At 69.1% G+C, this 21,584-nt stretch carries 19 protein-coding genes; 12 read left to right on the top strand and 7 right to left on the bottom strand.

The genetic code is table 11. The annotated features are described in order from the left end of the window. Positions 1 to 6: 6 nt before the first annotated feature. Both H0264_RS28560 and H0264_RS28555 read left to right on the top strand, forming a co-directional pair. Entirely contained in the window at positions 7 to 1,563 is a 1,557-nt protein-coding gene (locus H0264_RS28560) for a flavin-containing monooxygenase (protein ID WP_244975973.1), read from the top strand. Continuing rightward, a complete protein-coding gene (locus H0264_RS28555; RefSeq protein ID WP_181580415.1) occupies positions 1,560 to 3,119 on the top strand; it encodes a flavin-containing monooxygenase in 1,560 nt (519 codons plus the stop codon). The genes H0264_RS28560 and H0264_RS28555 overlap by 4 nt, the downstream gene beginning before the upstream one ends. Before the next feature lie 3 nt (positions 3,120 to 3,122). On the opposite strand, the gene H0264_RS28550 is transcribed toward H0264_RS28555, so the two are convergent. Next, complete coding sequence (locus tag H0264_RS28550; RefSeq protein ID WP_181580414.1) at positions 3,123 to 4,019, bottom strand: esterase/lipase family protein; 897 nt, start codon at positions 4,017 to 4,019, stop codon at positions 3,123 to 3,125. A gap of 227 nt (positions 4,020 to 4,246) precedes the next feature. On the opposite strand from H0264_RS28550, the gene H0264_RS28545 reads away from it, so the two are divergent. The 3 genes from H0264_RS28545 to H0264_RS28535 all read left to right on the top strand — a co-directional run bounded on the left by H0264_RS28545 (position 4,247) and on the right by H0264_RS28535 (position 7,708). Continuing rightward, on the top strand, positions 4,247 to 5,452 hold the full coding sequence (locus H0264_RS28545) for a cytochrome P450 (protein ID WP_181580413.1): 1,206 nt from the start codon (positions 4,247 to 4,249) through the stop codon (positions 5,450 to 5,452). Positions 5,453 to 5,521: 69 nt separating this feature from the next. Next, positions 5,522 to 6,859, top strand: coding sequence for a hypothetical protein (locus H0264_RS28540; protein WP_181580412.1), 1,338 nt, complete (start codon positions 5,522 to 5,524; stop codon positions 6,857 to 6,859). 234 nt (positions 6,860 to 7,093) lie between these two features. After that, positions 7,094 to 7,708, top strand: a complete 615-nt coding sequence (locus tag H0264_RS28535; RefSeq protein WP_181580411.1) for a cutinase family protein — start codon at positions 7,094 to 7,096, stop codon at positions 7,706 to 7,708. A 33-nt stretch (positions 7,709 to 7,741) separates the two neighbouring features. On the opposite strand, the gene H0264_RS28530 is transcribed toward H0264_RS28535, so the two are convergent. Further along, entirely contained in the window at positions 7,742 to 8,242 is a 501-nt protein-coding gene (locus H0264_RS28530) for a hypothetical protein (RefSeq protein ID WP_181580410.1), read from the bottom strand. A gap of 259 nt (positions 8,243 to 8,501) precedes the next feature. Here H0264_RS28530 and H0264_RS28525 point away from each other — a divergent pair, with 259 nt between their 5' ends. From H0264_RS28525 to H0264_RS28515, 3 genes are all read left to right on the top strand, one after another. Continuing rightward, positions 8,502 to 10,424: a CocE/NonD family hydrolase gene (locus tag H0264_RS28525; protein WP_181580409.1), complete on the top strand. Its 1,923-nt coding sequence runs from the start codon at positions 8,502 to 8,504 to the stop codon at positions 10,422 to 10,424. 224 nt (positions 10,425 to 10,648) lie between these two features. Further along, positions 10,649 to 11,128 carry a CinA family protein gene (locus tag H0264_RS28520; RefSeq protein ID WP_231085023.1) on the top strand — a complete coding sequence of 160 codons (480 nt, stop codon included), beginning with the start codon at positions 10,649 to 10,651 and terminating at the stop codon, positions 11,126 to 11,128. Positions 11,129 to 11,292: 164 nt separating this feature from the next. After that, positions 11,293 to 11,499 carry a hypothetical protein gene (locus H0264_RS28515; protein ID WP_181580408.1) on the top strand — a complete coding sequence of 69 codons (207 nt, stop codon included), beginning with the start codon at positions 11,293 to 11,295 and terminating at the stop codon, positions 11,497 to 11,499. Positions 11,500 to 11,511: 12 nt separating this feature from the next. Here the strand turns inward: H0264_RS28515 and H0264_RS28510 are convergent, their stop codons facing one another. The 5 genes from H0264_RS28510 to H0264_RS28490 all read right to left on the bottom strand — a co-directional run bounded on the left by H0264_RS28510 (position 11,512) and on the right by H0264_RS28490 (position 15,903). Next, on the bottom strand, positions 11,512 to 11,649 hold the full coding sequence (locus H0264_RS28510) for a hypothetical protein (RefSeq protein WP_181580407.1): 138 nt from the start codon (positions 11,647 to 11,649) through the stop codon (positions 11,512 to 11,514). A gap of 3 nt (positions 11,650 to 11,652) precedes the next feature. Beyond that, on the bottom strand, positions 11,653 to 12,186 hold the full coding sequence (locus H0264_RS28505; protein WP_220140100.1) for a hemerythrin domain-containing protein: 534 nt from the start codon (positions 12,184 to 12,186) through the stop codon (positions 11,653 to 11,655). 272 nt (positions 12,187 to 12,458) lie between these two features. Further along, positions 12,459 to 13,940 carry an aminotransferase class I/II-fold pyridoxal phosphate-dependent enzyme gene (locus H0264_RS28500; protein ID WP_181580405.1) on the bottom strand — a complete coding sequence of 494 codons (1,482 nt, stop codon included), beginning with the start codon at positions 13,938 to 13,940 and terminating at the stop codon, positions 12,459 to 12,461. 116 nt (positions 13,941 to 14,056) lie between these two features. Next, positions 14,057 to 14,968, bottom strand: coding sequence for a serine hydrolase (locus H0264_RS28495; RefSeq protein ID WP_181585893.1), 912 nt, complete (start codon positions 14,966 to 14,968; stop codon positions 14,057 to 14,059). 59 nt (positions 14,969 to 15,027) lie between these two features. Next, positions 15,028 to 15,903 carry a LysR family transcriptional regulator gene (locus H0264_RS28490; protein WP_181580404.1) on the bottom strand — a complete coding sequence of 292 codons (876 nt, stop codon included), beginning with the start codon at positions 15,901 to 15,903 and terminating at the stop codon, positions 15,028 to 15,030. Between the two features lie 167 nt (positions 15,904 to 16,070). Between H0264_RS28490 and bla the strand changes: the two genes are divergently transcribed. The 4 genes from bla (at position 16,071) to H0264_RS28470 (ending at position 21,557) form a co-directional block, all read left to right on the top strand. Further along, positions 16,071 to 16,976, top strand: a complete 906-nt coding sequence (gene bla / locus H0264_RS28485; RefSeq protein ID WP_244975972.1) for a class A beta-lactamase — start codon at positions 16,071 to 16,073, stop codon at positions 16,974 to 16,976. Positions 16,977 to 17,045: 69 nt separating this feature from the next. After that, entirely contained in the window at positions 17,046 to 17,207 is a 162-nt protein-coding gene (locus tag H0264_RS28480; RefSeq protein WP_181580402.1) for a hypothetical protein, read from the top strand. Between the two features lie 50 nt (positions 17,208 to 17,257). Continuing rightward, positions 17,258 to 20,215, top strand: coding sequence for an AfsR/SARP family transcriptional regulator (locus H0264_RS28475; RefSeq protein WP_181580401.1), 2,958 nt, complete (start codon positions 17,258 to 17,260; stop codon positions 20,213 to 20,215). Between the two features lie 64 nt (positions 20,216 to 20,279). Continuing rightward, positions 20,280 to 21,557, top strand: coding sequence for a phthiocerol/phthiodiolone dimycocerosyl transferase family protein (locus H0264_RS28470; protein WP_181580400.1), 1,278 nt, complete (start codon positions 20,280 to 20,282; stop codon positions 21,555 to 21,557). Positions 21,558 to 21,584 lie beyond the last annotated feature (27 nt).

Raw genomic sequence — 21,584 nt, 5'->3', positions numbered from 1 at the left:
CCTGCTGTGACGGAAACGAATACACCCCAGTACGAGGTCGCCGTGATCGGCGCCGGACCGGGCGGCATCGCCGCCGGGATCAAACTCCGCAAGGCCGGCATCGACAATATGGTGATCCTGGAACGCTCCGGCGATGTCGGCGGCAGCTGGCACGAGAACCACTATCCCGGTCTGGGCGTGGACATTCCGGCGCTCGCCTACCAGTACTCCTTCGCCCGCAATGCGCACTGGAGCCGGGTGTTCCCGCTCGGCGCGGAGGTCAAGCGCTATCACGTGAATGTGGCGCGGCGCTTCGGGATCTATCACAAGGTCCGCTTCCACGCCGAGGTCGAGCGCGAGGAATACGACGACGCGGGCCGCTTCTGGACCCTGCATCTGCGTGACGGATCCACTGTCACAGCACGTTTCGTGATCAGTGCGGTCGGCGCGTTCGTGCGGCCGAAGGCGGATGTGGGCATCCCGGGCCAGGCTTCGTTCCGCGGCAAGATCCAGCTGCCCGCCGACTGGGATCACGACTACGACATGCGCGGCAAGAGCGTCGGCATCATCGGCACCGGAGCCAGTGCGGTGCAGATCATTCCGGCCATCGCGCCGGAGGTCGGGCAGCTCACCGTCTTCCAGCGCACCCCCGTGTGGTCCATTCCGAAACCCGATTTCGAGGTCCCGCGCGCAGTGCAGCGGATCCTGGAGGTCCCGGGTGTGCAGGCGGGCCTGCACGGCAGCGCGCTGGTGGTCATCGATCTGGCCCTGCGCGTCGCGGTGAAGGCGCCGATGAAGTACGCCCGCCCGGCCATGGACCGATTCGACGCGGTCTGCATCGCGGCCTACCGGCGCTATCTGGACCGGGTCGTGCGCGATCCGGAGACCCGCGCGCAGCTGACCCCGGACTTCGGCGTGATCGCCAAGCGGCCCACCATGTCCAACGGCTACCTGAGGTCCTACAACCGCGACAATGTCTCGCTGGTGACCACGCCGATCGAGAAGATCACCCGCACCGGCATCACCACCCGCGACAAGGTGCGTCACCCCTTCGACGTGCTGATCCTCGCCACCGGATACGAGGTGTTCTCCGACCCCGAGACCTATCGGCCCGGAACGGTGGTGGGGCGCAACGGTTTCGATCTCGCCGAGTTCTACACCAAGGAAGGCTTGCAGGCGTACCAGAGCGTGTCGGTGCACGGCCTGCCCAACCGCTGGACCCTGGTCGGCCCCTACTCGTGGACGGGCTCGGGCTGGCATGCCTTCGTGGAGATGACCGCCGACCACGCGGTGCGCGCCATCACCGAGACCCGTCGGCGCGGCGCGCTGGCCTGTGAGATCCGCAAGGACGCCGCCGACGCTTACCACCGGCGCATCTACCGGCAGGGCGAATCCATGCGCTACTACCTGGCCGAGCTGAACGGGCATGTGCCGACCTACTACCGGAACTCGCAGGGCGACACCACCTATGTGCGGCCCTCCGGGTTCTTCGAGGCCCGGCGCGGCAACCGCAGGTTCCCGCTCGACGACTACCAGTACGACACGGCCGACAGTGCGGCGAACGCGACAAGGATTCCGGCATGAGCGAACCGGCCTCGAAGACCCACTCCGCCAATGGTTCCCGGCCGCACCTCGAAGCGCTCATCGTCGGCGCGGGATTCGGCGGCATCGCGACCGGTGTCGCGCTGCGCGAGGCGGGCATCGAGAACTTCCGCATCCTCGACCGCTGGGATCGGGTGGGCGGCACCTGGAATGCCAACACCTACCCCGGCGTCGCGGTGGACGTGCCCTCGCCGATCTACAACTTCTCCTTCCAGCCGCGCTCGCGATGGTCGCGATTCTTCGCACCCGGCACCGAGATTCAGCGCTACGCCGAGGAGGTCGTGGACCGGCAGGGGTTGCGCGACAAGCTCATGCTCGGTTGCGGCGTGCGCGAAGCGGTGTTCGACGAGAGCCGCGATCTGTGGCGGATCGTCACCGACTCCGGTGCCACCATCACCACCCGCCACCTGGTGAATGCCGTTGGCGCGCTGGAACATCCGAAACCACCAGCCATCGACGGCATCGACGACTACGCCGGCAAACTCATGCACACCGCGCGCTGGGATCACTCCTACGACTACCGGGGCAGACGGGTCGCGGTGATCGGCACCGGAGCCACTGCGCTGCAGGTGATTCCGCAGATCGCCGCAGCGGCCGAACAGCTGACGGTGTTCCAGCGCACCGCCATCTGGGTGGCGCCCAAGCCCGACTTCGCCATGGGGGAGGGCCTCAACCGCGTGCTCGATCTGCCGCTGGTGCAGCGAGCCGTGCGGCTGGTCGGCAATGTGGGCGTCAACGCGTTCCTCGGCGTGGGTTTCGCGCTGTCGGACCATCCGAGGCTCACCTCGGCCGTGCTCGGCGCCGGCGAAATCGCGCTCCAGACCTACATGTTCACGCAAATACGGGACCGGCAGCTGCGCCGGGACCTGACCCCGACCTACCGGCTCGGCTGTAAGCGCCCATCCATCTCCAATGTGTACTTCAAGACCTTCACACGGCCCAACGTCGAGCTGGTCACCACACCGCTGGACCGGTTCACCGAGAAGGGTCTCGCCACCGCGGACGGCCGGGAGCGCGACTTCGACATGGTAATCACCGCGACCGGTTTCGAGGTCATGGGCAAGAATTCGACACCGCCGTTCCCCGCCTACGGCCTCGGCGGCGCCGAGCTGGGCGAGTTCTGGGACCGCAATCTCTTCCAAGCCTACGAGGGCGTCTCGACGCCCGGATACCCCAACCTGTTCCACACCTTCGGCCCCTACGCCTACGCCCCCGGCTCGGTCATCCCGCTGCTCGAGGCGACGGCCGCGCACACCGCCCGCGTGATCGGAGAAGCCGTGCGGCGCGGCGCGACTCGCGCCGAGATCAAGCAGGAACCGCACGACGCGTACTTCCAGCGCATGTACGCCCGCAACAAGAACACCTACCTGTTCAAACAAGGCTGCGAGGCGTCCCGCACCTACTACATCAACTATCAGGGCGACGGCCCCGCCTTCCGGGCCACCACCCAGCTGAACATGTACTGGACCAACCGCCACTTCCCACTGGACGACTACCGCTTCACCGTGCGCCCGGATGTTGTGCACGACATGGCCTAGCCGTCAGCCGAGGGTGTATCCGGGTACGAAGGTGCAGGGTGGTGTGACGGCGTGCGCGGGGTCCAGCGCATTGCCCACCATCGCCACTGCGGTCCGCGAATACGGCTGGGCGAAGTGCTGGGAGAAATCGAACGGGCAGAAGTCGTTGATGTAGCGGGTCGTGGCATTGGCGGCATCCGCCGGTGCGCCCATGCCGCCCAGTAGGCCGACCTCGTCGGCGATATCGGTGATCAGCGTGTACTCGATGTGCGGTTGCAGGGTCTGGACCGCGCCCCATGCCCAGGGATCGATGAAATTCAGGTAGAGGGGCGCGATCCGGCCGTTGTAGAGAATCGCCTGATACAGCTCGGCGGGGATGATGTCGCGGGCCAGGGCGGTGACGTCGACCGGGAGACCGGTGGGCCGGTAGGGCGAGGAGATGAGCACCATGCGCGACACCTTGTCCGCGCCGCCCAATCGATTGACGTAGTACCGGTTGACGACACCGCCCTGCGAATGCCCGACCAGGTGTACACGTGTCGCACCCGTAGCGGCGAGAACCCGATCCACCACCGCCCCGACCTGCGCCGCCGACGGCGGGATCGGATCCATGCCATTGAGACCCGGTGGGATCCGATAGATCTCCCGGCCGTAATCGACGGTGTAGACGCAGAATCCGAGATTGTGCAGGTACGGTGCGAGCGCGGTCCAGTTCACCGCGGCCGACAGGAAGGTCGAGCCGGTGAGGACCACCGGCTCCGGATGCTCGGCCGAGGGCACGCAGCCGAAGTCGTTCGCGCCCGGCACCGGGGCGTCCCAGCCCGTCACCGCCACCCGGGCCATCTCCCCATTGCCGTAGGGCACGGGGAGCGGATCGGCCTGGGCCGCCGGTGTTCCGGCGAGTATCGCGACACCGGCCACGGCCGACGCGACAGCACCTCTGAGGAAAGTCCGCACTGACTTGCCGCCCAATCTGTCTGGGTCAATGAGAATTCCAACGCTAGGCATGGGGCGGCTCCTGCGGAATCGGTAAATCTCCAGACAATTCGCGACGGATTCGGCGGTTTGACAGTAGGGTGACTTCGTTCCGCGTCCGGGATGTGCGGTGTTCGGCGGCGGTGGATGTTGTTCACCGCGTGGAGTTGTCGATGTCAGAGCCGACCGGCATGGCCCGGGTTCCCATGTACACGCCCGAATTCGCGGCCGATCCGCATCAGGCGTATCGCGAGATGCGGGCGAAGTTCGGGAGCCTCGCGCCGGTGGAGCTCGCGCCCGGGATCCCCGCCACGCTGGTGCTCGGATATCGCACGGCGGTACGGATTTTCAATGATCCGGAACGGTTCCCGGCCGATCCGCGGGTGTGGCAGGAGGGCGTGCCGGCCGACTGCCCGGTGCTGCCCATGATGCAGTGGCGGCCCAACGCCCTGCGCAGCGCGGGCAGTGAGCACGCGCGCTATCGGCAGACCAATACCGCCGGACTGACCGGTATCGACCGGTTCGGGTTGCAGGCCACCACCGAGCGCATCGCGGTCTCGCTGATCAATGGGTTCTGCGCGGCCGGATCGGCGGATCTGGTGCGCGACTACGCTTTTCCGCTCGCCTTCCAGGTGCTCAATCACCTGCTCGGCTGCCCGCGGGAGATCGCCGCGCAGGCCGCCGACGGCATGCGCGCCATCTTCGAGGGCGTCGGCGCGGGGGAGGGCAACAGGCTGCTCGTGGACGCGCTCGGCCAGCTGACCCGGCACAAGCGGGCCCAACCCGACAATGACGTCACCACCCGCATGCTGCGGCATCCGGCCGGGCTCAGCGACACCGAGATGGTGCATCAGCTGGCCACCCTCTACGGCGCGGGCATCGAGCCGCAGCAGAACCTGATCGTCAACACCCTGCTGCTCATTCTGGCCGACGACCGCTTCGGCGGAAACGTGCTGGGCGGCAGCCTGTCCACCCGCGAGGCCCTCGACGAGGTGCTCTTCGACGATCCGCCGATGGCGAATTTCTGCATCAGCTTCCCGCGCCAGCCCGTGCTGGTGGACGAGCAGTGGCTGCCGGCGCATCAGCCGGTGGTCATCAGCATGGCGGCCTGCAATACCGATCCGGAGATCCGGGCCGGGCAGTTCGGCGGCAATCGGTCCCACCTCGCGTGGGGCGCCGGGCCGCACGTGTGCCCGGCTTCCTCGCTGGCGTATCTGATCGCGCAGGAGGCCATCGATCAGCTGCTCGACGCGCTGCCCGAGATCGCGCTGGCGGTGCCGGTGCGGGAATTGGCGTGGCGGCCGGGCCCTTTCCATCGGGCCCTGACCGCGCTGCCCGTCGGATTCCCGCCCTCCCGGCCGCTGCGGCTGCCGGGCTGACAGGCCGCTGCCGGACCGCTCCGGCGCGGCTGCGGTACGGATGGCCTGCGGAAATGTAGATTGCCGGATGTGTCCGATGCGGGCGAGCGCGGCCGGAGGCGGCGGCGCGAAGCGATCGAGGCAGTTGCGGTGGGCCTGGCGGCGGGACTGGCCGGGCTCACCATCATGGTGCCGGTCGATCCCGAACTGAGCGTCGGGGCACAGTCGCTGGATCTGGTGGTCTTCAGCGTGCCGCGCGCGACCATGGCCGCGGCCTTCGTCACCGTGCTGGCCGCCGTATTCGCCGTCATGACGAGCGTGGCACTGGCGTGGGCCGTCACCGCGGTGGGCGCCATCGGGCTGCTCGTCGATCAACTGCTGTGGGACAGCGATTTCGTCACCCAGGCGACGCTCAACTACACCGACTCGGCGCTGGCGGGCATGCTCATGGGCATTGTCGGCACGCTGTCCTGGAGCCGGCGCACCACGGCGACGGTCTTTCTGTTCGCGGCCATGAGCGGCATCGTGGTCGGCGACTTCACCCCCGCGCCGGACGAATCGCCCTCGGCGCTGGACGAATTCCTGCTCGATTCGCCGTCGGTGCCGCTGCTGCTGGTGCTGATCGTGCTGGCCGGACTGTGCGCGTACTGGAACCGGTCCCGGCCCGCCTCGGATCGCAAGCTCGTGGATGTGATTCCGCTGCGGCCCCTGCTGGCCGCGGTGCTGCTGTTTCCGGTCATCCTGCTCACCTCGGAGTGGCTGGCGCGCGACGGCCATCGCGCCCATGTGCTGGTGATCAGCGTTGTCCTCATCGTGGTGGCCGCGATCGCCGCCGCCCTGGCACTGCCGGGCCGCGACGGCATGCAGTTGCTGCTGATGGTGGGCTTCGCCGCCGCGGGCAGCACCCCGGTCACCGTGCCCCGCCCCGACTGGGCCGTCGTGCTGATCGTGGCCGCGGTCGGTCTGGGACTGGCTGCCGGGCACCGGCGTCCGCTGCCGCTGGCCGGATCCGCGCTGACGGCGGGCCTGGCGGTGCTGGCGATCGCGACCGCGCTCGGCAATGCCCATGGACAGGCGCTCGCGGTGGCCGGCGCCACCGCCATCTCCTTCGTGGGCGGCTACTGCCTGGCCGCCGCGCCGCCATTGTTTCCGAGCGTGCCGCCGACCGGCATCGCCGTCCTCTACATCCCGTCGGCCGCAGTTGCCTTGTGGGGCAGGGACTTCGAGCGCGTCGCCTATTCCCCGCAGTGGTATCGGCCGACCGACCCGCGCCACGACGCCACGCCCGGGGTGGTGGCCCTGTGCATCACCGTGGGCTGTGCGCTCGGCATCGTCCTGCTGTACCGGCTGCGCCCGGCGACCCGGGAGGCCATTCGCGCCCGGTGGGCGCGCATGCGCCCGGGTCCGCGCGAATTTCCGGTTATGTGAGTGTCACACTGCCCGAGAGGGTTTGGTGACCACCGCGGCGGGATTTCCTGAAGGTCCATACCCGGTCCGGAGAGCGCGTTTCCCGGAAGCGGGCGCGGGACATCGCGGTACGGCAAACAAAAACGAGGGCGATGTAACTGTTTCGCCAGTAGTCAAGAACACCAGCAATTTCTGGGTACATGGTGTTCAAGCCGGGCCGGACCCGGAGACACCACAAATTAAGAAAGTACGATCATGCGTAGAGCAACGGCGCTCTTCGCCGCATTACTGCTGGCCATTCTCCTCTCCCTCACGAACGCGACAAGTCCCCAGGCGAATGCCGATGACTGCGTTGGCGATTGGGCCATCGGAATCGGCGGTCTCGGAGACAACACGTCCTCGATTTTCGCTCCCTTCGTGAATCAGCCCGTGGGCTACAACTCCGCCGACCCGATGTCGGGGTTGAACGAAATCGACCGGCTGTTCTGGCAGCACCGCAACCAGTGCCCGGGCGACCACATCCGGCTCATCGGGCACAGTGAGGGCGCGGCCCTCGTCCACGCCTGGGTGACCAACCACCAGGATGTCGGCGATGCCAATGCCATTCTGCTGGCGGACCCCAAGCGCGCCCCCGGGCCCGGCTGGGGCGGCCTGTCCTCGACTCCGGGGAACTGGCTCATCGGTTACCCGCTCGCCGGTGTCGACGATTGGTTCGGCGGCTTCCCGGTCCTGACCGTGTGCAACCACGACGACCAGATCTGCGACACCTCCGCAGGCTGGTGGGGTTACCTCTTCGGAGGTGCGCACAGCCGCTACGATTTCAACGTATGGAATTACGGCGCTTGGGATTCCGGCGTCTGGTACCGGTAGTCGAAAACTCGTTGGTCGAAAAGTCATTGGGGATCAGTATCCGAACGGGACTGGTCCCCATTGGCTGAATCCATGGCCCATCGAGGTGCACACCGCCGCACCGTTGAAGGTGATCTGGCAGGTGGCTCCGGCATAGGTGAACGTGTATTGCGGGTCATGGTTGGTGACGGGGGATATGCGGGGCAGGAACGGGTTTCCGCCCGGCAGTGTGTGACTGCCGTTGGAGTTCCAGTGCGGACGCGCGGGCAGCGCGACCGAATCGACAATGATGGCCGGGACATTCGGCACCGGCACCTGCACTCCGGCGTAGAGGATATTCATGGACGCGGCCGGGTCGGCGAGATCGCAACCCACCACACCGTCCGCGGCGATCGAGCAATTCCAGCCACCCATGGCGAAATACGCGGTGCCGTCGACCATTATCGGGCCGGGTGGACCCTCGGCGTGTGCGACGCCGGGTGCGAACAGGCACGCGACGATCCCCAGAATTGCTCCGCAAACCCGTGCGGCGGCATCCTTCACAGCCCTGGACACGGATATCTCCCTCGACGTTTCGCGAGTTTCAGGCCGAATCGGCCATAGAGAAAAAGTATCACTGTACGGCGCAAAGACAAGAGTTCTGTCGAGGGGCCTTACACAATAATTCGAGGCAACCTCTGTGTCCGGTGTGTCCGGATCCAGCGATCGGACAGCAGATTTCCGCGTTCCGGATGTGGGTCGACATGGACTCAACTGTCTGGGACTCTTGCGGTCAGATGGAGACATCGGACACCGACGTCGAGAGGAACCTCCCATGGCCGCACCGAATGCGCCTGCCGCCGTTGCGCTTTCACCGTACACCCGATTCGATATCGGGCCGGGACAATACCCTGCGGTGCACCTCGACACCACCGTCACCATTCCCATGTCGGACGGGGTTGTGTTGTGCGCGGACCTGATCCGGCCCGCACACCACCGATCGACGCCGGTGGACGGGGCGTTCCCGGTGGTCGTGAATTTCACGCCCTACAACCGGATGGGGAATCGGCAGGCGGCGCGCATCGCCCGTCTGGCACAGCGGGCGGGCCGCGCGGTGCGGGCCTCGGATCGGCGGCGGTTCACCGGACGCGACCTGCTGCACACCCCGGCCGGTGGTGCGGTGGACGTGTGGGCCACCAACCGCACGCTCGTCTCCCGCGGGTACGTGAGCCTGGTGGTGGATGTGCGCGGCACCGGATCCTCCACCGGCGCATGGGATTTCTTCAGCCCGCGCGAACACCGCGACTACCGCGAGACGGTGGCCTGGATTCGGGAGCAGCCGTGGTGCGACGGGCATGTGGCGGCCACCGGCGTCTCCTACGGCGGCATCGCCGCACTCGCGGCCGCGGGACAGCAGCCCGAGGGCCTGGACGCGGTCTTCGCCATCGTCGCCGGAGAGGATCCGGTGCGCGAACTCGGCCTCACCGGCGGCGTGCCCACCCCGGGCATGGCGGTCTGGCTGGCCGCGGTCAATGCCGGGAAGTTCCTGCCCTCACCGCGCGGCATGATCAGGAACAAGGTGCTGCGGCAGTATCTGCGGGACCGGCTGGCGGATCCGTTCAGCGGGCTCGGGCGGGCCCGGCAGATCGCCCTCAGCGACGGCCACCCCGACGCGTTCCTCAATGACGAATGGGCGCAGCGGCTTCCGGTGTTGGAGAACATCACCGCGGCGACCTGGATCCAGGGCGGCTGGCACGATGTGTACAACCGGTCCAACTTCCGCATGTTCGACCGCCTCGACCTGCCGACCGGCTCGAAACAGGTGATGGTCGACGACTGCTATCACATCAGCTTCGGCGGTGGCTTCGGCGATCCCGGCAATCCGGCGCCGCTGGACGAGTTGCAGTGCGCGTGGTTCGACCGGTGGCTCAAGGGAATCGACAACGGCATCGACGGGTACGGGCCGGTCACCGTGCGCCGGCAGGGCGGCGGGGGCTGGATCTCGCGGCCGCGCTTCCCGGATCCGGCCGCGCGGGTGCGGCGGCTCTACCTCGACCCCGACCCCAGCGGCGCCGCCGCGCACGCGGGAATCGATGCGGGACTGGCGGATACGCCGCCGGACTACGCCACCCGGCTGCCCGTGCCGGCCGGGCGCGGCAGCCTGGCCTCCAACAACACCGCGCTCATGACGACGGGCGCGGCCACGCTGCTGGGGCGGCGCTTCGGCTCCGACGACCGCCGCGCCGAGGCCGGAGCGGTCACCTTCACCACGCCGCCGCTGGCGGCCGACCTGGTGCTGTCCGGGCCGCTGAATCTGCATCTGTGGGTGGAAGCCGCTGGGACGGACGCATTCTGGTCGGTCACCGTCACCGATGTCGAACCCGACGGGGCCTCCGCGGCGCTGACCCGGGGCGCGCTGCTGTCATCGCTGCGGGCCGTCGACGAGAAGGGCAGCACCTATGTGGGCGATGAGCTGATCTTCCCGCTGCACACCCTGCGCTCGGATTCGGTGCTGCCGGTCGTCCCGGGCGAACCCTTCGCCATCGATATCGAGATCAATCCGACCGAGGCGGTGCTGCGGGCCGGGCATCGGCTGCGGGTGGCGGTCGCACCGGCCAGCGTGCCACGGCACTTCCTGCCGCCGGCGCTGAAGCGAAAGATCAAGGGGCAGACCATCATCATCGATCCCGACCATCCGAGCTACCTGAGTTTCCTGGCGGTGGAGCAGGATTCACCAGGGGGCGTTCCACTCGCGTGAGACCGGGGGCGGATCGGCGACCGGCGGCAGCGGTGCGGGCGTGCGGCTCGACCGTGGCGAACGAGCGCGCATAGTGCTCCAGCCAGCGGCGCTGCGGGACCCCGGGTGGGTAGAAGACCGTACGCCAGTCCGCGTACTGCCAGCCGGAAGTGCCGACGATCATCGCCATACTCGGAGATTCCCTGGTGGGCGAAGCGCAATCCTCCGATCGCTAGAGTGGGTCGGTGCCCGAGATCGGTGAACTCGCCGAACGTCTGTCGGCCCTCGCGCAGCGGTCGGGAACGTCGGTGGCGGTGGCGGAATCGCTCACGTGCGGAAAACTCTCCTCGGCGCTGGGGGCCGCGCCGGACTCCGCGGAATGGTTGCGCGGTGCGGTGGTGGCCTACAGCGCACAGGTCAAACACGAGGTGCTCGGGGTGCCGGAGGTGCCTGTCGTGTCGGAGACCGCCGCACGGGCGATGGCGGCGGGGGTGCGGTCGCTGCTCGATGCCGACATCGCGGCGGCGGTCACCGGAGTCGGCGGGCCGGACCCGCAGGACGGGGAGCCCGCCGGGTCGGTGTGGCTGGCGGTGGATACCGGGACCGAACGGTTCGCGCGGCACGAGCAGTTCGACGGCGAGCCTGCCGAGGTGCTCGAGCAGGCCGTCGAAGTCGCGCTCACCATGCTGCTCACGGCCATGGAGGACAACGCAATCCGGTCGTAGTCACCCGGCCGCGGCCATCCGATCGCCGCCACCTGGCTGCGGCAGTCCGGTCGTCGCCGCCCGGTCGCGGCAATCGGGTGGCTGGGGCCTGGCGCCCGCCCGGTCGACTGTGGGAGCGGGCGGGCGCACGGTTTCGTGGGGCGCGCAGCGGCTACCCGACGATCATGAATGCCGACCCGAACACACCCGAGACCCGACCCATCCCCTCGACTGCCGAACAGCTCGACGAGGACGCGCTCGACGCCGATCCGCTCGAGGAGGCCGCCGACCCGCCCGAGGCGTGGACGCCCACCGGTGAGGAGGCCGCGCCGCCGGAATCGGCGAGCGAGACCGCGCGGCGGCTGGCCGCCGAGGAACCCGATATCGGGTGATCGCCTTGCCTCTCAGGAGCCGTGCGGGTGGCGGCGCTGCTTGTATTCGTGCGGCGTCGCGGGCGGGTCCAGCGGCTCGCCACGGTGTCTGCGGCGCAGGATCACCACCGCCACCGCGATCGGAATGGCCAGCAGCACAAGCAGTTCCATGACTCACGCACCCTTCGGTTTGGTGATGGCGTCGCGGGCCCGGTCCAGCATGGCCGCGAACGGGCCCGCCAGCAGGTTCGCGCCCACCGATTCGACGCCCGCGTGCGGGCGGGTCGGGGCCAGGGATTCGGCGATCTCGACCGCGCGGCGCATGGCCTGCAACTGCCGCGGCTCCAATTCCTCGCGCAGCCGCGAGAACTCGTCCCGCTCCTCGGCTTCGGCGTGTGCGAGCACGTCCTCACGCAGCTGCGCCAGCTTCTTCTCGAATTCGGGGGAGTCGACGGCGAGGGATTCCAGTTCGGCCAGTTGGGTTTTCGCTTCGTGCTCTTCCTCGAGGCGCTTGCCGACCACGGTGGCGCCGTCCTCGATCTCCACGCGGGCGCGCGGGTGGATGATCTCCTCCTCGGCGGTCTCGTGTACGGCCAGCAGTCGTCGCAGCGTGTAGAACTTGGCCTCGCGTTCGCCGGGGTCGGTCGCGTCGGCGGTCTCGGCGAACAGGGTCTTGATCTGCTCGTGCTGGGCGAGCAGCAGGCCGATGGCGTCCTCGACGCCCGCCGGCTCGGTCGCCGAAGCCGCCTGGGACGCAGCGGATGTGGCCGGTGCGCCGGTCTCGGCGTCGCGGCCGGGATCGTGCTCGTGACTGCGCTTGCCGGCCTCGCTCGGATCCGCCGCATTGGCTTCGCCGAAGCTGCCACTGCTGGCCTTGCCGCCCTTGCGGGCCTGCGCCACCGTATCCGCGCGGTTGCCGAATTGTCCGGGATTAGTGGTGTCTGGCATCGGGATTCACTCCTCGGGTCGTGAGCTGGGGTTCAGAGCCGCGCTCTGGCTCTACCCGATTCCGGCGCGACCACGCGCAGCGTGCGCAGATCGGGGTCGGCGGGATCGGGCACGTTCATGCCGGCGGCGAGCCCGGACCGCAGGTAGTCGATGACCGCGCCGTCGATGAGCTCGCCGGGCACGATCACCGGAATGCCGGGCGGGTAGGGGGTGACCTGTTCGGCCGCGATCCGGCCCGCCGCCTGCTCGATGGGCACCGCCTCGCACGGGCCGAAGAAGGCCTCGCGGGGGAGCATGATCGAATCGAGTTCCAGATCGCGCGGGGCGGGCAACCGAATCTCCGGTGCAGCACCGGATTTGCGCTGCACCCGCCAGGCGATGAGACCGTCGGTGAGGGCGTCCACGGTGGTCTTGTCGTCGGCCATGGACACGGTGGCGAGGACGCGGCGGTGATCGGACAGCCCGACGTCGAGTCGCCGGTGCTCGCGCAGCCAGTCCGCGATCTCGTATCCGGTCGCGCCGGTGTCGGAGACGTCCATGAGCACCTGCAGCCGGTCCAGGTCGTGCGAGGCCTCCACGCCCAGCAGTTCGTCCGCCATGACCGAGATCCCCGGGATCACATCGAGTTCCGCGCGCGCCTGCCCGGCGGTTTCCAGTGCGGCGCTGAGCAATTCGTGCCCGTGCTCGACCATCTGCCGCCGCCAGCCGTCCATGGCGGCGTAGAGCAGCACATTGGGGCTGGTGGTCATCAGCAGATCCGCGCACTCGCTCAGCCGGGCCCGGTCGATCAGGTCGCCCTGCACGTGGAAGACCGAGCCCTGCTCGAATCCGGCGCCCATCTTGTGCACGCTCACCACGCAGATGTCCGCGCCCGCGTCCATGGCCCAGGTCGGCAGGTCCGGATGGAACGGCAGATGCGCCCCCCACGCCTCGTCGACGATGAGCGGTTTGCCGCGCTCGTGGCAGATCTCGGCGATGGCGGCGATATCCGCACAGGTGCCGTACGGGCTGGGGCTCACGATCAGGGCCCCGGCCGCCTGCGGGTGGCGCTCCCAGGCCGCGCGCACCTGCTCCGGTGACGGTGGATGCGAAAAGTGCCGGGCGACATCCCATCTGGGGGGAATCCAATAGGGCCGCACGCCGGAGAAGATCAGCCCCGCGACGATCGACTTGTGACTGTCGCGGCCCAGAATGAGGCCGCCGTCGCCGCCCGCCACCGCCAGCATGGCCGCCTTCACCGACAGGGAGCTGCCGCAGGTGGAGAAGAACGCCCACTCCGCGCCCACGGCATCGGCCATGAGCTCCTCGGCCTCGGCGAGATGCCGGCCGCGGGAGAGACGATCGTCCATGCCGGGCGCAGCCAGCACGTCGGCGCGCAACGCGTCACCGAGCACCGCGGTCACCCGCGGGTCCGCGCCCCGGCCCTGGCGGTGTCCGGGCGGGGTGAAGCCGTAGCGGCCGAGCCGCTGGTAGTCGGCCAGCGCGTCGAGAATCGGGGCTGGTGCATGGTCCATCGAGCCTCCCGGTGCGATCGGATACGCCTCACCCGGCGGCGCGGCCGCGGGCTTGCCGTCGTATTGCTGGGATAACCGATCGCGCCGAGATCAACCACGCTCGCCCGGGGCGGGACCTACCGGTCGGGCAGCGGGCGGCGCAGGTCCGTGACCGCGATGCGGGCGGCCTCGGCAATGGCGGCATCGACCGCCGGAAGGGTCGGATCCGCGCGGGCCGCACGCGTGAAAATGGCTACGGCGACCGGATATTCACCGGGGAACTCCACCACCGCGACCTCATTGCGAATGACGCCGACGGTCCCGGTCTTGCCCGCGACGGAGACCGTGCGATGCGGGAACGCGGAGGCGATGCGGTGCTGCCAGATCTGCCCGCGCATCACCGCCTGCGCGAATTCGGTTTGCGCCGTGGAGAGTACGTCGCCGTTCCAGAGAGCGCACAGCAATCGCGTCATCTCCTCCGGCGTGGTCGCGCTCGTGTACGAGGGGTCGTAGGCCGACACCGTCCAGGCCTCGTCATTGTCGGCCAGCGCCGCGAAAGCCTCTGCGGTGGTGTGGGTATCGGTGTCGCGCACCAGGCTGCGATGCATGTCGGCGGTGCCGCCCACAATGCGGGTCTCGGTGAGGCCGAGTTCGGTGAGCAGCTCCTCGACCGCGCCCAGGCCGATCTCGCCCAGCAGCACATCGGCGGCGGCATTGTCGGAGACCGTCATCATGGACGCGGCCAGGTCACGGCGGCTGACCGTCACCGGATCACGCAGTGCGGCAAGACCACTCGGGCCGGGGGTGCACTCGGTGGGATCGATGGTGAGGCGGGAGGTGGGGTCGATGCGCCCGGCGTCGACGGCGCGGCAGAACGCCAGGAACAGTGGCAGTTTGTACACCGAGGCGGTGACCACCCGGGCCCGGCCGTCGACATCGATCGCGGCGGTGTCGCCGACCCGGCGCGCATGCAGCCAGCCGGTGCACCCGGCATCGGCGAACACCGCGCGAATACGTTGCGCCGCAGTGGGTTCGGCCGCGTCGCGCAACCCCGCGCGGGCGCGGCCGGCAAGGGAGTGCGACACCTCGCGCGGCGCGGCTCCGGCGGTCACCGCAGCCGCTCCCGGTACAGCACCCGGTCCACGGCCTCGGCGTACGATTCCGCCCCCGCACGGCGAATGACGCGGGCGCGCAATGCGAGAGCCTGCGGGGCGGGCCGCAGCCACGCTATGCCGGGCGTGGCGGCCGGGGGTGTCGTCGTGAGACCGAAGCTGGCGCCCGCGGCGACCGCCGCGAACAGGGTGCGGTCATCCGGGGCGGTGACGGTGGGCGGGTCCACGCCGCGTTCCCGGAACAGGTCGATCACGGTGTCGAAGGCCGGTGGGTTCGAGGCGCGCGCCGGGTGCGCGAAGCTCAGCCCGGTCAGCATCGGGAAAGCGGGGCGCTCGGCGGCGGCGCTCGGGTGCTCGGCGGGCACGATCAGCCAGCGCGGCAGTTTGACGACCGGTCCGGCCGCCACGCCGTCGAGCAGCGCCGGATGTTCGATTACCGCCAGATCGCACAGGCCGGCGCGGACATCGGCGACCAGGTCGACGGTCGCGCCGACCGTGGTGGACACCGTCGTATCGGCCTCGCCCGCACCGCGCAGCGCGGTCACGCAGGAGGTCACCAGCGCGCCCGGCAAGGACGAGGCGGCGCCCCAGTGCAGTGCGCCGCGCGCCTGCGCAATGCGCTGTGCCTCAGCCAGCAACTGCTGGGCATCGTCGACGAGCAGGCGGGCGCGGGGGAGCAGCCGCTGACCCGCCGCGGTGAGCACCGCGCCCTGCCGGGTGCGGTGCAGCAGGTCCACGCCCAGATGTTTTTCGAGCCGCAGCAGGCCCTGTGACAGGGGCGGCTGGGTCATGTCCAGGGCGGCGGCCGCCCGGCCGAAATGTCCCTCGTCTGCCACGGTGACGAAGAAGCGGAGGTGGCGAACAAGATCCATGCGGCCAATTCAACCAGCCGGATGCCCGCCCGCCGCCTTCCCAGCGAACCGGGAGCATTTTCGGTCTCCAGTTCGGACGTCCCCACCTGCGGTGATATCGAGATCGACTCGTGGGCGCGGTGGCCCGATATTGGCCCCGGCGACCGCGGCGATGGTGATCTGTGGCGGTGAACTTCACCTCTGCAACCCGACGCCGATTCCTCGCCACCTTGCTGGCGTTGTCGGCGCTGTCGGTGACCGCCTGTGGTTCCCAGTCCGACTCGACCGTCGCGCCGCCCTCACAGGGTGCGGTCGCCGACTCCTTCACCGCCTTGGAGGTGACGCACGCGGCCCGGCTCGGCGTCTTCGCCCTCGACACCGGCAGCGGGCGCACCGTCACCTACCGCGAGGGCGAGCGCTTCCCGATGGCCTCCACCTTCAAGGGCCTGGCCTGCGGAGCGCTGCTGCACGCCCATCCGCTGTCCACCGGGTACTGGGATCAGGTGATCCATTACCCCGCAAGCGATCTGGTCGAGTACTCCCCGGCCACCGAGAAGCACGTCGAATCCGGCATGACCGTCACCGAACTGTGCGATGCCGCGATCACGCTGTCCGACAACACCGCCGGGAACCAGATCCTGAAACTGCTCGACGGCCCGGCCGGGTTCACCGCCTTCCTGCGGACCCTCGGCGACACCACCTCCCGCCTGGATCGCTGGGAAACCGAACTCAATACCGCCATCCCCGGCGACGAGCGCGACACCACCACCCCGGCAGCGCTGGCCGCCGACTACCGCGCCCTCGTCGTCGGCGACGCGCTGGCCGAACCCGAACGCGCGCAATTGAAGTCGTGGCTCGTCGCCAATACCACCGGCGACTCCCGCATCCGCGCCGGGCTGCCCGGTGACTGGGTCGTCGGCGACAAGACCGGCAGTCCCGCCTACGGTTCGGCGCTCGATGTCGCCATCGCCTGGCCGCCCGGTCGCGCGCCCCTCGTCATCGCCGTGCTCACCACCAAGTCCGAGCAGCACGCGGAACCCGACAACGCCCTCGTCGCCGCGGCCACCCGCGCCGCCGTGGAAAAGCTCGGCTGATCAGCGACGTTGATCGCCCGTTCATTCGCGGAAATCGGTCGGTCAGCCGTGGTTTCTACGGTCCAATGCATGACGAATCGAACTCCGCCACCGCTGGCCGCCCTGCACGAACCGTGGGGGTGGATCAAGAAGGGGTTGGTCCTGGTTTTCGCGGTCGGACTGTACGGGCTGCTCGGGGTCAAGGAGTTCCTCGTGCTCATCGGCTCTGGGTCCTGGAGAAAGCATCGCTGAAATCGGACACATAAGATCGGCTGATCCCATGTTTTCACCGAGAGAAGCCGATGGACCCTGCGGAACTGAGTTTTCTGGTGCTGGGCCGAGTATCGGTCCGGCGTGGTGCACTGGCCCTGGAGTCGGGGCGGCTCCGCACCCAGGCCGTGCTCGCCGCCCTGCTGTTCGCCGAGGGCAGACCGCTCACCGCGGCGCAATTGGTGGACGCGGTGTGGGGCGACGAACTGCCCGGAGACGCGGTGGCCGCCCTGCGCTCGCATGCGCTGCTGCTGCGCAGACTGGTGGAACCCGGCCGCGCCCCACGGGGCGCGGCCTCGGTTCTGGTGTCGGTCGGCGACGGATACGAGCTGCGGGTTCCGCGCGACTCCATCGATGCCCTGCAGGCGCAATCGCTGGCCCTCGCCGCCGAGAACGCCCGGGCCGCAGGCGATTTCGAACAGTCCCGGCACCTGCTCGAGAACGCGCTGGCCCTGTGGCGGGGCGAGGTGCTGGCAGGCGTGCCGGGTCCCTTCGCCGCCGATCAGCGGCGGCGACTGTCCGAGCTGCGGGCCGATCTGCTGGAAGCCCGGTTCGAGGTCGACCTGCACCTGGGCCGCCACGAACAGGTGATCGGCGAATTATCCTCGGCCACTGCCGAATTCCCCCTGCGCGAACGCCTGCGCGGGCTACGCATGACGGCGCTGTACCGATGCGGGCGGCGCGGTGAGGCGCTGGCGGTCTACACCGACACCCGTCGGCTGCTGGTCGAGGAACTCGGCATCGAACCGGGTCCGGCACTGGCCGAACTGCACCAGCGTGTGCTCGACGACGACCTGCCCGCGCCACCTCCCCGCCCCGTGCCCCATGCCGCCCCGCGCGCCGCAGCCGACCCCGGTTCCCCGGAGGGAGCCGGGGAGGGTTCCGGCGGGTTCGGCGCGGCGGGCGCCGGTCGGCCGGGTGGTGGGGAAGGCTCGCGCACCGGGGACGGCCGGGAACCGCACGGAGGAGTTCGACCGGCGCAACTCCCCAGGGGTATAGCCGATTTCACCGGGCGCCGGGAGCTGGTCGAAGAGCTCTGTGCGGTCCTGGTTCCGGCCGGGCATACGCCGCCCGTGGTGGTGATCACCGGAATGGGCGGGGTCGGCAAGACCACCCTGGCCACGCATATCGCACTCGCGATCGCTGACCGATTCCCGGACGGTCAGCTCTACGCGGATCTGCGCGGCGTGGACGATCGGCCCGCGGAGCCGGTGGGCGTGCTCGCCGCGTTCCTGCGCGCACTCGCGGTGGCCGACAGCGATATTCCGCCCTTCGAGGACGAGCGGGCGGCACTGCTGCGCAGCCTGCTGGCCGATCGGCGCATGCTGCTGGTGCTCGACAATGCGGGCACCCTCGACCAGGTGATACCCCTGCTGCCGAGCGGGCCCGGGTGTGCGGTGCTGGTCACCAGCCGGGCGATGCTGCCATTGCCGGACGCCACCTACCGGCAGCTGGATGTGCTGTCCGGCGACGAGGCGCGAGACCTGCTGGCGCGCATAGTCGGTACGCGGCGAACGGAGGCCGAATCCGAGGCGGCGGACGCGGTGATCGCCGCCTGCGGCAGGCTGCCGCTGGCCATCCGGATCATCGGCGCACGACTGGTGGCACGGCCGCGGTGGGGCATCGCCGATGTGGCGCGGCGGCTGGCCGATGAACGGAATCGCCTGTCGGAGTTGCGGTGCGGGGATCTCACCATCGATGCGTGCTTCAGCTTCGGATACCGGCACCTGCCCGCCTTCATCGCGCGCGCCTTCACCGAACTGGCCGTCGCGGCGGTGCCGGACCTGTCGGCAGGCGCGGCCGCCGCCGTGCTGGGGGTCGATATCGCCGCCGCCACGCAGGTCTGCGAGTCCCTGGTCGATCTGGGACTGTTGCAGTCGGTGGGAGCCGATCGCTACGGGTACCACGATCTGCTCCGCCTGTTCGCGCACACCGTCGACCCGGACATCGACCGGGAGGCGGTGCTCGAGCGACTATTGGGCCACTATCTCGCGACCGCGAAGAGCATTGTCGGCCTGCGCTATCCGGGCCATCGGCTCGACTACGTCCGGCCGACCGCACATCGCGGTGACCCGATCGGCTCAGAGGCCGACGCCCACGCCTGGCTGGACGCCGAACGCACGGCGCTGATCGCCCTGCACCGCCAGATCGCCGCCGATCATCCGGAGCTGGTGCCGTCGAGTCTGGATGTGGCCATGCTCATCAGCGAGGCGGTCGACCCGTCGGCCCAGTCCGGGCAGCTGGCGGAGGCGCTGCGACGACTGCTCACCGTCGCCGCCGGATTCGAGGACCGGGACACCGAACTCCGAGCCCGCGCGACCCTCGGCCTGGTCCTCGCGCTGGACCTCGGCCGGAGCGACGAAGCCTTCGCGGTACTCGAACCCGCGCGGAAGATACTGCGGCCCAAGGGAAGCAGCCTTCTGCTGGGTTTCGTCGAACACGTCCTCGGAGCCGCCACGCTGGGTCTGGGCCGGGAATCAGACGCGATCGGCCACATGGCCGCGGCGGTCGAGATCTTCCGCGATCTGGACGATCCGGCCTGGGAGGGCTGGGCCTGCGCCACCCTCGCCGACCGCTACGGCGACGGCGGGCAATGGGATCGCGCCGCCGAATCCGCCCAGCGCGCGGTGCGATTGGCGAATCAGCTCGGTGGCGCCGCCTTCGAATCGCTGGCACGGTGCCAGCTGGCCCGAGTGGTGCTGGTGCGCGACAACGACCCGCAGCGGGCGATGGCGCTGTGCGCGGAGGCGGTGGATGTGGCTCGCGCACACGGGAGGCGGCTGCTGCTGGGGTGGGCGCTGCACCGGCTGGCCGAGGTCAGCCTATCCGCCGGACACCCGGAGCTCGCCGAATCCGCTGCCGCCGAGGCTGTTTCGGTTCTCACCGAGGCGGCGGACCCGTTCCGGCGGGCACACGCCCTGGACTGCCGAGTGCTGGCATTGACGGCGCAGGGACGCCTGGACGAAGCGCGTTCAGTCATGGCTCAGTAGCTGCTCGAGCACGCCGCACAAGATCGGATCGACAGCACGTTCGCCGATCCGATCGGAGCAGCACATGACCCTCGCCCACCAGCCCGGCACCTATCGCCTCGGGCGCATCGATCAGAGTTTCGTGCCGAAGGAAGTGGCCGTCACACAGGTGGCGATCTGCGCCGGCGAGGCCGACGTCGAGTTGTTGAGTCGGGCCTTCGCGCTCCTCTGCGGGCGATACCCGATGCTGGGCGGGCGCATCGAATTCCATGACGGTGACTACCATCTGAGCGTTCCCGAGCGGGGATGTGGCAATGCCGTCGTGGAAATCCTCGACAGTCCAGTAGCCGACTGGCTCGACAACGGGCTTCGCACCATCGATCCCGCCCTGTCTCTGGCGAAACTCGAAATCGTCCGCGACGGTGCGACCACAGCCGTCGCCCTGCGTGTCGCCCATGCCATAGCCGACGCACACATGGGATTCGCACTCCTGGAAGAGTTCTGGCGAGCGGCGGCCGCGCTCGGCGCGACAGGGCCGGTCCCCGATCCCGTCCCGGTCTTCCCGCGTAGCCTGGAAGACCTGCTCGACGAGCGCGGCGTCGTAGTCCCGGAACCGGCGCTGCCGGAACTGAGCGGCCTGTACAGCCTCACGCCCACGGAAACTGCGGGCAGGCCGGGTCTGCGCCTGGCGGCCGGGGAACGAATCCAGCTCTCCGCCAGGGATACCGGTGCGCTGCTGCGTTACGCGCGGTCGCAGGGCACGACCATGCACGCTCTGCTGAGCGCCGCCATCATCCGGGCCGAGCGACGGCTGATCGGCGAAACTCGCGGGGCCGCAACCATCTCCGAGCTACCCATGATCATCGGACATGCCGTCGACCTGCGCCCGCACCTGCGGCCACCTGCGGTGCCCGCCGAGGCAACCAACGGACTGGGCTTCGCGCCCACCGTCACCCTGTGCGCACCCGGCACCGACCTGCTCACCCTCGGCAAGGAGATAAAGGCGCAGATTGTGCACGGCATCGCCAGCGGGGCCGCGCTGAGCACGATGTTCGCCGCCGTCCAACTCCCCGACGACGGCGCCCGCGCGCACACCGTCAACATCATCACCAACTGGGGTGTAGTCCCGGACCTGGAATCCCCGAAGGGTCTGCGCATCACCGATTTCCGGGGTTTCGCCACCGGCAATTCCCGGCCGGAGAACAGCTATTTCCTCTACACATTCCACGGCCGGCTCTCGATCGAGTTCACTTTCTCCGAGGACCACCATCACCGCTCCCGGATCATCGCACTGCGCGATGCGATAGCGGAAAACCTGGATCTGCTGATCGATGCCACCGGCATTCGGCGTCGCTACAGTTGAAGGTGATTTACAGCTAGGGGGGAGTGC

The sequence above is a fragment of the Nocardia huaxiensis genome (assembly GCF_013744875.1).
Taxonomy (GTDB): Bacteria; Actinomycetota; Actinomycetes; order Mycobacteriales; family Mycobacteriaceae; genus Nocardia; species Nocardia huaxiensis.
Note: the sequence above shows the minus strand (reverse complement) of the source record. Positions and strands in the feature narration are given on the sequence as shown.